The sequence below is a fragment of the Klebsiella sp. X1-16S-Nf21 genome, from assembly GCF_002837615.1.
Classification (GTDB): domain Bacteria; phylum Pseudomonadota; class Gammaproteobacteria; order Enterobacterales; family Enterobacteriaceae; genus Klebsiella; species Klebsiella variicola.
In genome coordinates, this window is record NZ_PJDK01000016.1 from 15,263 (window position 1) to 31,928 (window position 16,666).

The 16,666-nt window shown below is 45.5% G+C and carries 15 protein-coding genes; 12 read left to right on the top strand and 3 right to left on the bottom strand.

What is annotated here, in order from left to right; translation table 11 throughout:
* The 4 genes from CW267_RS09655 to CW267_RS09670 are packed head-to-tail and all read left to right on the top strand — an operon-like array spanning position 1 to position 3,731.
* Entirely contained in the window at positions 1-1,080 is a 1,080-nt protein-coding gene (locus CW267_RS09655; protein WP_012540224.1) for a cysteine protease StiP family protein, read from the top strand.
* The gene (locus tag CW267_RS09660) at positions 1,080-2,036 is read left to right on the top strand and encodes an HpcH/HpaI aldolase/citrate lyase family protein (protein WP_011251315.1); all 957 of its coding nucleotides are present in this window, start codon (positions 1,080-1,082) and stop codon (positions 2,034-2,036) included. The genes CW267_RS09655 and CW267_RS09660 overlap by 1 nt, the downstream gene beginning before the upstream one ends.
* A 10-nt stretch (positions 2,037-2,046) precedes the next feature.
* Positions 2,047-3,270: a DUF4236 domain-containing protein gene (locus tag CW267_RS09665; protein ID WP_100781671.1), complete on the top strand. Its 1,224-nt coding sequence runs from the start codon at positions 2,047-2,049 to the stop codon at positions 3,268-3,270.
* A gap of 2 nt (positions 3,271-3,272) precedes the next feature.
* Positions 3,273-3,731, top strand: coding sequence for a ribbon-helix-helix protein, CopG family (locus tag CW267_RS09670; protein ID WP_100781670.1), 459 nt, complete (start codon positions 3,273-3,275; stop codon positions 3,729-3,731).
* Between the two features lie 262 nt (positions 3,732-3,993).
* On the opposite strand, the gene CW267_RS30460 is transcribed toward CW267_RS09670, so the two are convergent.
* Positions 3,994-4,188 (bottom strand): hypothetical protein, encoded by a 195-nt coding sequence (locus CW267_RS30460; protein WP_157769350.1) that lies wholly within the window; start codon positions 4,186-4,188, stop codon positions 3,994-3,996.
* 806 nt (positions 4,189-4,994) lie between these two features.
* On the opposite strand from CW267_RS30460, the gene CW267_RS09680 reads away from it, so the two are divergent.
* From CW267_RS09680 to CW267_RS09715, 8 genes are all read left to right on the top strand, one after another.
* On the top strand, positions 4,995-5,633 hold the full coding sequence (locus tag CW267_RS09680; RefSeq protein WP_087499071.1) for a vWA domain-containing protein: 639 nt from the start codon (positions 4,995-4,997) through the stop codon (positions 5,631-5,633).
* Positions 5,634-5,657: 24 nt separating this feature from the next.
* Positions 5,658-6,299, top strand: a complete 642-nt coding sequence (locus CW267_RS09685) for a TerD family protein (protein ID WP_004026586.1) — start codon at positions 5,658-5,660, stop codon at positions 6,297-6,299.
* On the top strand, positions 6,300-6,938 hold the full coding sequence (locus tag CW267_RS09690) for a vWA domain-containing protein (protein ID WP_004026585.1): 639 nt from the start codon (positions 6,300-6,302) through the stop codon (positions 6,936-6,938).
* A gap of 92 nt (positions 6,939-7,030) precedes the next feature.
* Positions 7,031-8,071, top strand: coding sequence for a TerY-C metal binding domain-containing protein (locus CW267_RS09695; RefSeq protein ID WP_099745344.1), 1,041 nt, complete (start codon positions 7,031-7,033; stop codon positions 8,069-8,071).
* A complete protein-coding gene (locus CW267_RS09700) occupies positions 8,071-9,804 on the top strand; it encodes a PP2C family serine/threonine-protein phosphatase (RefSeq protein ID WP_100781668.1) in 1,734 nt (577 codons plus the stop codon). The genes CW267_RS09695 and CW267_RS09700 overlap by 1 nt, the downstream gene beginning before the upstream one ends.
* Before the next feature lie 27 nt (positions 9,805-9,831).
* The gene (locus CW267_RS09705; RefSeq protein ID WP_004196935.1) at positions 9,832-11,331 is read left to right on the top strand and encodes a helix-hairpin-helix domain-containing protein; all 1,500 of its coding nucleotides are present in this window, start codon (positions 9,832-9,834) and stop codon (positions 11,329-11,331) included.
* Positions 11,332-12,009: 678 nt separating this feature from the next.
* A protein-coding gene (locus tag CW267_RS09710; RefSeq protein WP_100781762.1) for an IS1 family transposase occupies positions 12,010-12,704 on the top strand; the annotation gives its coding sequence in 2 pieces (ribosomal slippage) (positions 12,010-12,253 and positions 12,253-12,704; 696 coding nt in all).
* Between the two features lie 160 nt (positions 12,705-12,864).
* Positions 12,865-14,166, top strand: a complete 1,302-nt coding sequence (locus CW267_RS09715; RefSeq protein ID WP_100781763.1) for a tetratricopeptide repeat protein — start codon at positions 12,865-12,867, stop codon at positions 14,164-14,166.
* 40 nt (positions 14,167-14,206) lie between these two features.
* On the opposite strand, the gene CW267_RS30465 is transcribed toward CW267_RS09715, so the two are convergent.
* Together CW267_RS30465 and CW267_RS09720 are read right to left on the bottom strand one after the other, a co-directional pair.
* Complete coding sequence (locus CW267_RS30465) at positions 14,207-14,344, bottom strand: hypothetical protein (protein WP_165787428.1); 138 nt, start codon at positions 14,342-14,344, stop codon at positions 14,207-14,209.
* Between the two features lie 269 nt (positions 14,345-14,613).
* Positions 14,614-16,224, bottom strand: a complete 1,611-nt coding sequence (locus CW267_RS09720) for an alpha/beta hydrolase (RefSeq protein ID WP_227521831.1) — start codon at positions 16,222-16,224, stop codon at positions 14,614-14,616.
* Positions 16,225-16,666: the final 442 nt, after the last annotated feature.

Below are 16,666 nucleotides of genomic sequence, written 5' to 3' on the forward strand. Positions count from 1 at the left end.
ATGTCGCATTTTGCCCCGTTTTCTGGTTCTTATAAACCGGACGATGTTCACTTTTTGCTGAAACCCATTGTCATGGAGATGACACCGGTTGACCTGAAGGAAGAACTGATTCAGTCAGGAAAAATGCATTATTCCGACATGTTAAGCCAGGAACCAGAGCCTACCCGCTGGCACCTGGATCTTTTCACCCGTGCGCTTGACTCGGGAGCTGCACGTCTGGCACGGGAAGTCTCTCATCTTGCTCGTGAACTGGCCCGTCGTGCTGGCGATGAACCCATTGTCCTGGTCAGCCTGGTCAGGGCTGGTGTTCCACTGGGGGTCATGCTGCATCAGGCTCTGCGTGCGATGGGAAAACAGTCTTTCCACTACGGGATCAGCATTATCCGCGACAGGGGTATTGATGCTGCGGCGCTTGATTTTATCGAATCACGCCATGGTACTGATGGCATAGTGTTTGTCGACGGCTGGACGGGAAAAGGAGCTATTACCGGCGAATTATCCCGCACACTGAAGGACCGTCCCGGTTATCCGGAGCAGCCTCGACTGGTTGTGCTGGCTGACCCCTGCGGATGTGCCTGGCTTGCTGCCAGTGACGATGACTGGCTTATCCCGTTCGGTATCATGGGCGCGCCTGTCTCGGGTCTGATTTCGCGCTCTGTCTGGGCCGAAGAAGGCCTGCATGGCTGTGTGGTTTGCGATCACCTTCAGTCTTTTGAATGCAGCCAGATGCTGGTGGATACGGTAGCACATTTCCGTGAACAGCTTGACGGTAAACCCCTTCCCGCTTCTGGCTGGGACGCAGGGAAAAATGCCGCACGCTGGCAGCTGAGCAGAAAAGTTATCCAGAGCCTTGCTGAGCGTTATGAGGTGGACAGCATTAACCGCATTAAGCCGGGTATCGCTGAAGCGACGCGGGCGGTTCTGCGTCGTGTACCTGATCATGTTTTTGTTCGCCAGATGGATGACCCGGATGTTTCTCTTCTGGTTGGGCTGGCAAAAGAGAAAGGTATCCAGGTGACGGAAGCCGGGGATACGCTCGGTCAGTATCGTGCGGTTACCATTATCAAAAAGGTACGCTGATGAAAAAACAACCCACCCCATGGGAACTCGGTGCCACGCTGTATATGCCTGCCACACGCAAGGATATCGCTGAGGTCGTTCTGGAAGGGAAAATACCGGGGCTACGCTCTCTGGTTGTCTGCCTGGAAGATGCGGTCAGCGAGCATGACATCCCTCTTGCGATTCAGAATCTTTCACTGTTTTTGAAGCAATTGAGACACGCAAGAGCCGTCAACGATGATGAGAAGTACCCACTGGTATTTATCCGCCCACGTCACCCTGATATGGGGAGATGGTTAACGACTAATTTGGACCTGAGTGCAGTTGATGGGTTTGTACTGCCCAAATTCACCCTTTCCACGCTCCCGGTTTGGTGGGACATCATGGCAGGAACATCATTGATGATGATGCCAACGCTTGAAACCGAAGAAGTCTATGATGTTATTAAAATGCAGGCGCTGGCAAATGAACTTTCGAGTCATGACTGCCGTGACCGCATAATCGCTTTGCGGATCGGCGGAAACGATCTCATGAACGTCGTGTCTCTGCGACGGCCACGGGATCTGACCCTTTATGACACTCCTATGGGTTATGTCATAAAAATGCTTGTGTCAGTATTCGCTCCTCGTGATTTTGCGCTTACCGCACCAGTATGCGAACACATCGACGATCACGGCGTTCTGGGACGAGAACTCTCTATGGATATCGCCCATGGGCTGGTGGGTAAAACGGCCATTCATCCTGATCAGATTAGTGTGATAGAGGAGGCGCTTAAAGTGTCTCCTGGTGAGCATTCAGATGCGTTACGAATTCTGAATTCCACCCAGGCAGTCTTCAAATCTCAGGGAGCGATGTGTGAACCGGCCACCCATCGCCGGTGGGCTCAGGGGATCCTGGGACGGGGACAGGTATACGGTCTGACTACGGGGCAAAATCCGGAAGGAATCAGGCTTATTCCAGTTTCTAAGCAGCACTAAGGAAGAATATATGGGATTCAGATTTCGTAAATCGATCAGCATTATCCCGGGGGTCAGGGTTAACCTGAGTAACGGGGCCCCCAGCCTGAGTATTGGCCCCCGTGGAGCTTCGCTGTCAGTGGGAAAGAATGGAACGTTTGCCAACCTGGGTCTTCCCGGAACGGGACTGAGTTACCGCACCCGGATTGACAGAACAGCACGGGAAAGAGTGAATACCAGGCGTCAGGCAGATCCCGGTCTGAGGTATGAACTGGAGCTGGTGGTGGAAAAACTGATGTCCACCGTAACAGCGATAACCAATATCCATGAACTCTCCCCTTCCACAAAGGGAGGGAATACCTGGGCCACGCTCGAGACACAGTACCTGGCGCTCCGTCAGGGCAGTTTCACTCTTCCTGCGCCGGTACGACCAAACAAACCTGAATATATACCACTTCCACCAGAACCTGATGAGCATGCCGGTCGCGGGTTCCTTGGGGGATGGTTTGAATCTGATGCAGCCCGACAGGAGCGACAGAACGAAAATCTTCGGCGGTGGCAGGTGACAGTCGCTGATATTGAACGTGAAAATGAGTTGCTGAAGCAGCGTTATGAGAAACAGCGTATAGCCTGGGCTGAGCAGTACGCAGAATGGCAGCATCAGTACCAGGAACATGAAAAAAATCGCACGGAGTCTGTAGCTTTAGCGAAAGAGCAATTCCGATCTGACGCCCGCTTCTTTGAACATTGTCTTGAGGAAGTTTTCTCGCAAACAGAATGGCCGCGAGAAACACTGGTGTCGTTTGAGGTACGACCTGAGGAATCAACAGTCTGGCTTGATGTTGATTTACCTGAGATTGAGGATATGCCTGATAAAGTGTATAGCGTGAATGCCCGGGGAACTGATATCAATGAAAAAGCCATGACGCAGAAAGCGGTCCGGGAAAGTTACGCTAAACACGTTCACGGATGCCTGCTGAGATTAGCAGCAATCGTTTTTCAGACGCTTCCGTTTGAACAGGTCGTCATTTCAGGCTTCACTCAGCGGGTAAGTAAACGCACTGGATATCTTGAAGACGAGTACATTATTTCCTGGCGGGTATGCCGCTCTGAAATCGAGCTAATCAACTTCGGGAATCTGCGTGGCCTTGACCCCATTGAAGCATTAGGTGATCGAGGTCTGATCAGGAAAATGAGTGCGACTTACATTTTTCAGCCTATAGAACCACTGACCCATATGGCAGGTACCGACTGAATATGCAATTAAACACCAGACAGGAAAGAGTATACACCCTGGCTAACATACTGGGCTCAGGGAAGCCTGTATCGGCGCAATCCATCACCGCGACGCTGGCCTGTTCTGAGCCGACTCTAAGCCGGGCGCTTAAAGAGCTGAGGGAAACCTACGCTGCTGAAATTAAATACAGTAAGGCTGGCCACTCCTATCAGATGGTAAACTCCGGATTACTGGATAAGAAAACACTCAAGAGAATGAGTGAGGCGCTGGACCTTAATACTGATTTAAAAACACATGACCAGGGGTCACGGGTGATACTGGATAAGGATATAAAAACTTCCGTTTCCCTGTCGATTAGACGCCGTATTCTCCGGAAAATAGATAAACTGGCAGAGTTGAGCGGATCATCAAGAAGCGAAGCAGTTGAAAAACTGGTCGAAATGAAGATAGATGAAATTATAAAGGTCTTGAAAAAATAATATAACATTAGTGGAGTCTTAGCACTAACTCCACTAATTTATGGTTTTAAACGTTATCTCCGGGATTTTAATGTATATTCGGTATTTCAAAAGACAGGAAATAAGTTCATAACTACTTGTTGTTTGGAAAAATCCTCAGAAGAAAGAGATGAAGTAGATGGATTAAAATTTAGTCATACGAGCGGCAGTTATTTAATAATGGAGAATTCTTTATTAAATAAAAACCAACACCACTACTATAACTAGTGATGTTGGAGAAAAGCTAATCCCATTTATCAAAGCGTGTTGACAATGGGTTGTATTCTTCCATTACAATATCATCTAGTAACTTCTCTAATACATGGATTTCGTTGCTCAAAAATTTAACAAGTTCCCTATCATCTAAACAATACTCACGAAGATCTCTTAGCAAACGTAGTTTTCTTCTGATACTTTCTTTTGTTATAAGATTTGCCATATTATATTTTTCCTTCTCATGGCTCTTAGGGTATCAGCAATTTTTTTTGGTTGCTGTCCCTAATTACATCATACTGATTGCAGATTCAGCGGTCAATCGAATTTTATGCTCAAAACAAAATGGTATTAAAAAGCTAATGTAAAAACTCGGACTTACACCCGCACTTGTCAATTATACTAATGAGGCATCTAAAACAGATTTCTTTCATTACTTCTGATATATATTCTGCTGGGTAGTACTAAATAGTTCTCTGCATTGTATTACGAATTTATGGTTACAAATAATTTAAATAACAATTCTGTATGACGGTATTTGCATGACAAGATTAAGTTGAACTTTTTCACTTGAACAATGAAAAGTTCCACACCTGGTATCTACTGGAAAAGTATCCGAAGTTCATGCAATGAGAGCGGTACAAATGATGAGGTGAAGTATCTATGAATTAGATTTTGAGAAAAAAGAATCAGAATGTAGTCTAGTTATATGACTGGCTACGGGGCATGGATTTCTATACACAATCGAGTGATGAGTATTTAACGAGTACACTTATCTTCAGTGTTAGCGTGCTAACCAACCACTAAAAATAGTGGTATTTGGTTACCCCTAAATATGTAAAAAAGTTCAAACGCACCAAGTTCAGAACACAAGGTGCAAAGCTGAACTTACATAAAACACTAGTTTTGTGACTCTTAATCGAACTAAATACCATTGTTTTTTGTAATATGTCATAAATGTAAGGAAATATTTTTTATATAATGATGAACAAGCAATGTGCTTGTACGCCAAATCGTTAAGGAATGTCAAAGATGAGAAGACTACCCGTCTATCTGCTTCTGGATACTTCAGGTTCGATGCACGGAGAACCTATAGAGGCTGTAAAAAATGGTGTTCAGACCCTTCTGACCACGTTAAAACAAGATCCATATGCATTAGAAACCGCATATGTCTCTGTCATTACCTTTGACTCAACTGCCCGTCAGACCGTTCCTCTTACGGATCTCCTCAATTTCAATTTGCCCTCCTTTTCTGCAAGCGGAACCACCGCTTTGGGCGACGCCTTATCCCTGACTGCAAACCGAATTGATGCAGAAGTTCAGAAAACGACAGCGGAGACAAAAGGCGACTGGCGTCCACTCGTTTTCCTGATGACGGATGGTGGCCCTACTGATGACTGGCGTAAAGGACTGAATGAATTCAAAGCAGCCAAAAAAGGTGTCGTTGTTGCCTGTGCTGCCGGTCACGATGCCGACACAGGAGTACTTAAGGAGATTACAGAGATTGTTCTCCAACTGGACACGGCAGACAGTTCTTCCATCAAAGCTTTTTTCAAATGGGTGTCAGCCAGTGTTTCCGTAGGTAGCCAGAAAGTCGATGCTGGTAAAAAAGAAGTTATCGGTCTTGATGATTTGCCTCCACCGCCGCCAGAAGTAAACGTAGTTTTATAAGTAACCAACTAAAGAGAGGATCCTATGACTGTCAGCTTACGGAAAGGGCAAGGCGTCAGCCTGCGTAAAAATGAGTTCGATCTTTCATCAGTCACGATAGGTCTTGGCTGGGACATCAATGAAGAGAAAAAAGGTTTCCTTGGCGGAATTTTTGGCAAAAAAGAGGAGGAGTATGACCTCGATGTTATTGCCTTTCTCTGCAACGCAGCCGGTAAAGTGACTGACCTTGGCAATGTTGAAAATGGAAAGCCGACACTGGTTAACGGCGATATCGTTTTCTTCAACAGTCTTCGCCATAAATCAGGACAGATCTGGTTGACCGGCGATAACCGGACAGGTGCCGGTGACGGAGACGATGAGCAAATTATCGTAAAACTTAACAGCATCGATCCGAAGTACGAAAAAATTGTCTTTATTGTTCAGATCTACAACGGCGAAAAATTACAGCAGCACTTTGGAAAAGTGCAAAATGCATTTATCCGGGCTGTAGACGGAAAAAATGTGGAAATGGCACGCTTTGACCTCTCCGGCGGTGTAGCCTTTAATGGTCAGCGATCGATGGTCTTTGCTGAGCTTGTCCGGGAATCCAGTGGCTGGAAACTGAATGCGATAGGCGAGCCTTCCACCTCCGATTCGTTCGTAAGCCATCTGAGGAACTATATCTAAATGCGAAGACTACCCGTATATCTGCTCATCGATACTTCCGGCTCAATGAGAGGAGAATCGATACATTCAGTGAATGTAGGTGTGCAGGCTATGCTGAGTGCCCTGAGACAGGACCCTTATGCGCTCGAAAGCGTCCATATCTCAATAATTACATACGATAATGAAGCCCGGGAGTATGTTCCTCTCACTGCCCTGGCGGACTTTCAGTTTTCTGATATAGAAGTACCAAGCGCGGGCGGTACGTTTACCGGCGCGGCGCTTGAATGTTTGATCCAGTGTGTGGACCGGGATATTCGCCGCTCTGATGGTGAACAGAAAGGCGACTGGAGACCGCTGGTGTTTCTGATGACAGATGGTACTCCGTCAGATGCCTGGGCTTATGGGGAAGCTGTGAAAGAGGTTCAGCGGCGTTCGTTTGGTTCCATTATAGCCTGTGCTGTTGGTCCTAAAGCGGGACACGAACATCTGAAACTACTGACTGACAAAGTTGTGGCTCTTGAAACACTGGATTCGACCGCATTTTCAGGCTTTTTCAAATGGGTCAGTGCCAGCGTGGCTTCAGGAAGCTCCAGTGCCGGAGTCACTACTGATTCGGACACGCTTCCACCGCCACCGCCCGAAATCCAGCTTGTTCTGTAACTTACGCCGGTATGGCAGGGAATAACCCTGCCGTATACCGATAAAGTCCATCTCTGCCATGGACGTCACATTTTGCTATGAGGGAGTTTCCTGTGAGACGACTTCCCGTGTTTTTTGTTCTGGACTGTTCTGAGTCCATGATTGGTGAAAACCTGAAAAGGATGAATGATGGCTTGCAGAAGATTGTGAGCGATCTGCGTAAGGACCCTCATGCTCTGGAGACTGTCTGGGTGTCAGTTATTGCCTTTGCTGGTGTTGCCAGAACGATTGTCCCGTTACATGACATTGTGTCTTTTTATCCCCCCCGCCTTCCTGTCGGTGGAGGAACTAACCTCGCGACTGCCCTACGGGAACTGACAACACAGATAGATTCTCAGGTCCGAAAAACGACGCAGGAAGAAAAAGGTGACTGGAAGCCAGTTGTCTACTTACTTACTGACGGTCGACCGACAGATGACATTTCAGCTGAAGTTAAGCGCTGGAACGAATTTTATGCAAAAAAAGTGAACATGATTGCTGTGGGGATCGGATCATCGGTCGATCTCAGTGTACTAAGGCAACTGACTGAAAACGTCTTATCCTTTACGGAAAATCAGGAAGGCGATTTTTCGCGGTTTATCCAGTGGATCACAGCTTCAGTCACGGCTCATAGTCGTAGTGTTGGCGAGGATTCTCAGCCGCCCCTTAAACAAACTGACTATATCGTCAAACTTGCCAAAGATGACACAGCCCGTGCATACGATGAAAACTGTGTGGTATTAACCGGGCGTTGCAGTAAAACCCGTCGACCCTATCTGATTAAGTATGAGCGTCCGCCAGCCAGGGTATCGGGACTCGCTTTCGATCTAAACCTTAACAGCTTTAACATTGCTGGTTGTTATCCTGTGGATGAAGATTACTTCTCATGGACGGATATGGCCGTAGCGGGGGCGCAGATAAACACCAGTGAACTCCATGGCGTACCAGGGTGCCCACACTGCGGAAACAGTAGTGCTTTTGCGATGTGTACCTGCGGAAAACTTCTCTGTATTGATGGGCCTGATGATGTGAACTGCCCATGGTGTGGGAAAGGTTTGTCCTTTCAGAGCGAGGGTGGAAATTCAGATTTTAACGTTAGCAGAGGACGCGGCTAATGAGCGAGTTCATTACACCTGAACATAAAATTATTGCTCTCATTCTGGAGGCATCAGGGGAACCGACTGATGCTGATAAAGTATTCTGTCTTGGTAACATACCTGATGTTGCCCTTGCTGTGCGGCAGCTGAGAGAAATGGTCATTCAACACTCTGCAAGCGAAGCCATACCGGCGGAGAACACTCAAACAGTTTCAGAACGTATTACCCAGCCCTTTTCTGACAATATCCTCCCACCTCAAAACTCTGGTGAAAGCGAAGCTGATCGACCTGAGATTGAACCCGTCCATGCCGCTACTGCACTTCAGGGAAATGATAATCAGGAAGCGCATAGTGAAATGGTGGATGATAAAGTGTCAGAAGGCGTTCAGGGACACACTGAAGAAGTTCCTGATGAAACCGGGGTCTTACAGACTGAGGCTTCCGTTACGGCGCAACCAGAAGACATGGATAAAACCAGTCCGGTTGTTTCTGACAACCTTTCACCTGACACCGCACTCAGTGCTTTAAGGCCCGGGGAAGTACCTCAGAGAGTGGAGAATAAAACATCCCCTTCCCCCGGAAAAGTGCCGGAGGTGTTTATCATGCTGCCAAATGCACGGGCAGGTGAACCCTACGATGTTCGACTGGAAATAGCGACTGATACAGGTGTTGAGGCAGAGATTACGGAGGTTAACTTCTCTCAGGACATAGGGCTGATATTTGATATCAATGAGCGACGCCTCCAGGGGACGCCTGGGCACAGCGGAGACTTTGAACTGACTGTGAAATGGTCATGCAGCTCACATCGTGATAATGAAAAAAAGTTACTTTTTGTCGTGAACCCTGATCCGAAAAGTCTCTGGAAAGTGATTGACCCGCCTTCTGATGCACCATTCTACAAGAAGAGTATCGACCACCAGAGTGTCTGTCGGTCAGGTATTCATATTGCCGGAGCAAGCCGTCGTGGACGCTCCCATGAACATGTAGGCTCTTTTCGTGACGACGATTATTACCTCAACTTCAGTGATGTATCCGGATGGAGTGTATTACTGGTAGCTGATGGCGCGGGGAGCGCTAAATATTCCCGGGAAGGTTCCCGTATCGTTTCTGAAACTGTTGGTAACTATCTCTTCAACCAGTTCAAGACTGAAAAAGGTCTTGAGATCAAAAACAGGGTCCTTCGCTGGAACAGTGAGGATCAGCGAGCAGTATGGGAGTTTATGAACCACCACTTCAGACAGGCAGCGGTACTGGCCGTAAACAATATCAGCAGTGCCGCAATTATGGCTGAAGATAAAGTAAAGTCATTCTCAACGACTTTACTCGCGACCGTCACTTTTCGCGACGGTGCCGATCTGTTTGCCGCGTCTTTCTGGTTAGGTGACGGTGCGATAGCTGCATATGGACCTGCTGGCAAAGTCAGAGTGCTTGGGACTCCGGATAGCGGAGAGTATGCAGGTCAGACGCGTTTTCTGGATGCCGATGCCGTCAGTGATGCCGGATTCAGTAAACGTATCAGTATCGGTAAGTGGAACGACATATCGCATCTGGTTCTGATGACTGATGGTGTTTCCGATCCCTGGTTTGAAACGGATAACGGGCTTCAGAATCCACAAAAATGGGACAGGCTGATGGCCGAGCTCTCTCCCCTACTCACAGACCCTGAACATGCCTCGGCACAACTGGTGGAGTGGCTTAACTTTTTCTCTCCGGGAAATCACGATGATCGCACAATCATTGTGCTCTGGTGAAATTAATGCGATAGCAGGTGGCTATTCATGGCAAATATAATTACATGCAAAACTAAGGATGGAAAAACCATTCAGTATGTCGATGAAGTCATCGGCTCTGGCTCAATGAAAGACGTTTATTTTTCTCCGGATAAATCATATGTCGTAGCCTTCTACCATAAACCTCAGAATGAACAGGCCCGGGAACGTATCAACATGATCACCGGGAGGTACCGGCAGAATATTTTTGAGCAGACTGGTGGAGATTACTGGAAAGGGCTTTTCTGCTGGCCCACTGATGTGGTTGAGCACGCTGATAAGGTGGGTATTGTTGTACCTGCTTATCAGCAGCATTTCTTCTTCCGGTATGGTTCCAAAAACAATGATTTCCTCGGGATCAAAGGACGAGAAAAGGAAGGGAAATGGTTTGCCAGTGCGAACAATCAGAATAAATTTCTCGATCCACGTGAACGTGGCAATACGCTTAACTATCTGAAGGTTTGCATCCTTCTAACGCGTGCAGTCAGACGAATGCATGCTGCGGGCCTGTGTCATAGTGACCTGAGTTATAAAAATGTGCTGATAGATCCGGAACTAGGCCACGCATGCATTATTGATGTTGATGGGCTGGTGGTTCCGGGAAAATATCCTCCAGACGTGGTTGGCACACCTGATTTTATTGCACCGGAAGTGGTGAAGACAAGCCATCTTCCTAAAGACGATCCCCGCCGCGTATTGCCGAGTATCGCTACTGACCGGCATGCACTTTCGGTACTCATTTACATGTATCTTCTTTTCCGGCACCCGTTACGGGGAGGGAAAATTCACGATATCGATGATGAGGTCAGGGATGAGGCGCTTTCCATGGGAGAGCGGGCACTTTTTATCGAACACCCGACTGACAGAAGCAATGCAGTTAAGGTTAATCAGGTCTCATCGTTTTCGCTCCCGTGGGCAGATCCTCAGAAAATCCCGTACACCATTATGGGGCCCTACCTGAAACCTCTCTTCGACCGGGCTTTTATTGACGGGTTGCATGATCCGTCGAAGCGCCCGACAGCTGATGAATGGGAGAGCGCCCTTGTAAAAACCGTCGATCTCATCCAGCCATGCCAGAACAATGATTGTGACCAGAAATGGTACGTTTTCAATGGCAAGACCAAACCCGTTTGTCCCTATTGCGGTACACCGTACAAAGGCAAACTCCCCATCCTGAATCTGTATTCGTCGAGAAAAGCTGGAACTTTCAGGCCAGATGATCACCGGCTTATGGTGTGGAGCGGTCAGTCATTATATGCATGGCACGTCAACCGACTGATTGCTCCTAACGAACGAACCACCGATGAGCAGAAGAAAAGGGTTGGTTATTTCGTCTTCCATAATGACCAGTGGTGGCTGGTTAACGAGGGGCTTAGCGGGCTCATATCACTTCCCGATCGGAAAACTGTCGGCATTGGTGAAAAGTTGCTGCTGGAGGACAACACCCAGTTCATCCTATCTTCAGAAGATGGTGGGCGACTGGTGGTTGTACAACTCGTCGTGAATTAACTGATTTATCACCTTGAAAGAAGGGGTGAGGTAAAACGTTATCAGTTGTTTTGGTATTATAATTATGTAGGCCCCGCTGCATAAGCGGGGTTGTTCCAGAAATGTTCTGGGGGGTAATCGAGCCAATGATTTCATCAAGCTATCTGTTATCCAGATCAGCGCAATGTTCGAAATGGCAGCGGCAACATGTACCTGTTTTCTCTCGAAAGAAGAACCCATCCCAGGCACTCCTTCAGTTTCATGCTTCCAGTATCTGTCAGAACTCTTCGACCATAACTTGTTATGAAATTCTTTGCATCTATATTCTTTTACTCTTTTATCATGAATTTGTCATACTTTGCTCTTATAAAGACTAATTTAGCCACTAGTTAAGTTGCTAACTCTACTGTCTCGTTACCAACCATATGACAATAATAGTGTGAAAAATCTTTTAAAGTTTAAAAGCTTAGATAAAAATCAATTACCTAATCAATGTTGGTTTTTTGTAGTACATAAGAGTTTTGAAAATTTGTAGGATGTCCGTGTATCGTATAAACTTCAATTGTTAAAACTAATAAAACGGCTAAATAATTTTTCAAAAAAAAGATAATTTTATGACACCGACACAATATCAACAATATTGGTAATGTCTTCAATCAATAGAAATTATTGTTAACCTATGGGTATTTGAGGTTTCCTGTGGCTACCGTTACCGTCCATTGTCCCCGATGCCATTCAGATGAAATTTATCGCCATGGTCGTAGTACCTCACAACACGAGCGCTTTCGGTGCCGATCATGTAAACGTGTTTTCCAACTGACCTACACCTATGAAGCGCGGAAGCCGGGAGTCAAAGAACAAATCGTTGATATGGCTCATAACGGTTCCGGTGTTCGCGATACCGCCAGAACACTGAAGATCGGCATCAACACCGTCATACGGGCTTTAAAAAACTCTCACCCTGCCGCATGACATCTTCTCCGGTTGCTCACGCCGACGTAGCCCTTATCTGTGAACTTGATGAGCAGTGGGCCTTTGTTGGCAGTAAAGCCCGACAACACTGGCTCTGGTACGCTTACAATACCAAAACTGGCGGTGTACTGGCCTACACCTTCGGACCACGGAACGATGAGACTTGCAGAGAGCTACTGGCGCTGCTGACCCCCTTCAACATAGGCATGATAACCAGCGACGACTGGGGCAGTTATGCCAGAGAAGTGCCGAAGAAGAAGCACCTGACAGGTAAAATCTTTACACAGCGCATTGAGCGTAACAATCTGACGCTCCGTACCCGCATCAAGCGGCTAGCTCGCAAAACGATTTGCTTCTCGCGCTCCCTTGAGGTCCACGAGAAAGTCATCGGTTCCTTCATCGAAAAGTACATGTTCTACTAATTGGAGGCATTACCAAAATACTGATGCTGTAGCCGTGATTGAGTGCGAAGTTAGATTGAGAGGAAAATAATAGAGTCTGATTTAACAGCATTGAACAGTGTTGGTTCAACAGGTATCGTCACTAAAAGCAAATTAACTTACGGAATATTTGAGAGGTTTTATGACGCGTTTTCTCACTCAGCTGCCATTTACTATCGCATTATTGGCACTCATATCGCAGTTTTCTGGTTGTAGTTATCCCTCTACTAATAGCGATGCCTCGGTTGAATCGCAGTGTTCTCAATTACTCTATGACTCCAGTATCTTTATCAATAACAAGCAGTATCAGAGAGCGATTGATACCTCCAACACGGTGTTGGCTACCTGTCCAATTAAAGAAGGGATGATGAGCACGGACGCTAAAGATGCCTACTACTATGCAGGACTGAGCTATTACGCCCTCCAACAGTACCAGCCAGCTGCGGATAACTTTGCAAAACTGATGGCCTTTAAAAACGCCAACCCGTATTTACAAAGACCTGCCACGATGTATTACAACATCAGCATGGCGCGTCTTAATCCTGCAAAAGCACAGTATTACGTTAATCAGGTGCTTCAGAACCCGGACAGCAAGAGTAATGTAGATGTGCTGGATGCCATTTACGATGTGGGCCCCCGAGACACGACCCTGATGAATAACTACGTAGCGCTGATTGATAATCCTAAGTACCCGCTACGCTATGCTGACCGTTTTGACAGACCGATCAAACTTGCCCAGTCATTAGGTAACAAAAAACTGGCACAGACTCTGACTACACGGCAGGCCACTATAGAGCATGTTGAAGCAAAAGCGAGGGCAAGAAATATCTCCGGGCCAGAAATTGAGTCATCCGCAGGCGGCGACGCCAATCTGGAAGGCTTTAAGCGTGGTGCATTCCTTTCAGAGTCTTACCGAAACGCGGGTGAACCGGTACTGGCGACCTACTACGAGGGCATCAAAAAACAATATCAGGGCTTCTTAAAATCGGATGCCGATAGAGCTCAGGCAGATGCAACTCTGGCAAAAAGTAATGCAGAATTTGAAGCACAACAGCGTGACCAGACGCAAGATCTGGTGAACACGGTAACGGGAGCAGTAGTCAGTGCTGGAGTTGCAAGCGCATCAGGGGGAAATGTCACTCAGACGGTGATTAACAGCCTGGCCGACTCCGCCGTTAGTATGTCGGATAACCCGGAAATGATGGAAGTCGCTAAGGGCGCTATGCACTCATTTTCCAGTAATCAGGAAAAATGCACTTACACCACACCGTCAAGATTTAAACAGTGCTGTAAGAGTGTGATCAAAGGAATTTTCAGCTCAACGCAAAACAGCGACGGCACAATCACTTATGGCTGCGAACATCCTGATAAATACCGCACCCGGGAGGGTTGCACATACAGCGGGGATAAGCTGGTAGTGAATTCTTGCGCTATTAATGGGTAATTCATGACCGCCAGATGCGGCCCTGAATTACCTTTGCGCTTTAAGCAAAACCCGCGCTAAAGGATTCATAGGTGATCAATATATCGACATTATTCCCCTCCAGTTCGCCGTGAATGTCATAACGCTTCCCCGGCCCGCCTGCCAATGCAATCACTTGCAGGCAGGCGCGCTCTGCCAAAACTCCATGCTCATCCTCTGCTCATTTTTGTGGCTTAGTTCCTGCTTACACTTAGTTTAGTGGCTGCACTAGGGCGATTGCTTCCCTCTCTAACTTGGAGAGTACGTCGATCTCAGGAAAGAAACTTTTTAACAAGTTGCTTAAATTCTCGAATCCATCAAATTCATGCTCTTTCAACAGCCAGCCTTCACAAAGCTAGTCAGGCTTCGAGTTCTGGCTTCTTTTCTAAATCTAGGTGAGCTGTTTGAAGGCTGTAATCATACAGGTCTTCATTTTCTTTCTTCAATTGCATAGGCTTGTATTAGTCTCCAAAGCAATCGCCCCATAGGTAATCGATATATGTCACTGTGTGCACCTCCCCCTGTACCCAGTGAATTGTATTCCGTTATCCCGTTTGATGTGTCAATATAATCAACTACTCTCGGGCTAATACTGGAATTTAGCGGGTCTGCACATTCATCAGAAGTTTCACCAAGATTACATAATTTGAAAATTCCATGTTCTATTTTAGATGAAGTGTCTGAGGCCGTCATACAGTGAAAAGCTCCAGAGTAAACAGACTGTGTACAAGCTTTTTCATAACTTTTATATCCACCGGCAGGGTCTGTCCATTTCGCAATAGTAACTGCCGAATCGAATTTTGAAGCAGTAAGTACTATTTTGGTGTTAGTCAATTTAGAATAATCTCTGTACGGAGCACCTTCTATACCTAATTTAGGAAAGAACCTGTTTATACTCATAGCTCCCTGTAATGAAACAGCTAAACTGACTGGGCTCGTAACCATTTTATCATTTTTGATAAACGGACTGCTAAATAATGCACGAGTCATTGCCCGAGCCCCAAAACTATGTCCTATAGCAATAACAGGTAGTTTGACCCCTGATTCGCTCAAACTTTCTGGTATGATGTTATTGATAATCTTATTAAGCCAGATTATACCCAGTTCGTCAGCATCGTTTGCTTTGTCAGTATAACTAATTACATTAAGTTGACCAGTTGACCAGTATGAAGGCCACGTTATACCAATTATCAGAGGTCTGAAAATACTGTTATCTTGACTTTCCCTTGGGCCTATAGCCAGTGATCTTGGGACTACCATAGTGTTTGGTTTAGCCGAATGATTTACTTTGTTTTTTTTAACTTGTTCGAGAGATGCGGTAATTATATTACCTGCAATATCATTGAAATTTCTAACAGCTTCACTTTGAGATGTATTCCACCCCATGACAATGATCAGTATGTGGCTATAAGATCCAGTTTTAAGATCGTGTTTTAGATTGTCCTTAAGTGCAGCCAGTCCCATATCACTATTTTTATAAAATGAAGATAATTTTGCGTTTTTCCCATCTTCAATAGCACTTGAAAATTTGCAGGCTTCCCATCCATTTACTTTCGTCAGATCCCTTCCTGACTTATCAGCCAAATACTTTGATATATATGCATTATAAACAAAACAGTAATTATTTGTAATATAAGGAGACAGTGAATTTCCTTTAATAACATTAAAATCATTTTTAATGATGTGAGAAATAAACATAGACTTTATATTGTGCTTTGTGAACATATTTATTTGATGTCTGGTATCATTACTGCCATCTATTTCACCATTAACATAGGTATCATTTTTGATTAGATATTCGTCATCAATCCCTTTTGGCCCACCAATTATCTCTTTGGGTGACTTTTCAATTCCGACAATATATCCGGGATTGTGAAGTAACACTCCTGATGGAAAATATAGCATTGAATGAAAACTTCTGGAAGTTGAACTATCTAGTTCAAGTGTCTTTTCATACGGGGCTATTACTGTATCACTGCTAGTACAGTTTAGGCTCGCACTACTACAAAGTATTAAAGTAAAGACTTTTGATAATTTCATATGCATACACTCTTACAATTGCTGTGAATATAATATTAATAAGTTGGTTATAGTAAATGATAACGGTGTGGTTTTATTTGAATTGATGGATGTAGTAAAGCCAATCCTCTTTTATTATATGCAACCTAATGATTAAGTGAGAACTTTACGGTATCTATGTTGTTGATATAGTAAAGCATAAACAATGTTCACTCTTTCATCAAATTAATACAATGCAACGACCTAACTAAGATGAACTTGATTTGAATAACTAATATTTATGTACTTGACCATTGATTTATTCTGTTTTATTTTTGTTGAGCGGTTGTATCCTCTAGAATCTATGCAAATCAACTCAACTTTTATCTTTAACTTTTCCGTTTCTTATTCTGGATGGTGTTGAAGTTGTTATAAAAATTGAATGGTTATACTATTTAAAGACGGTTATCAGACATAACTGTCG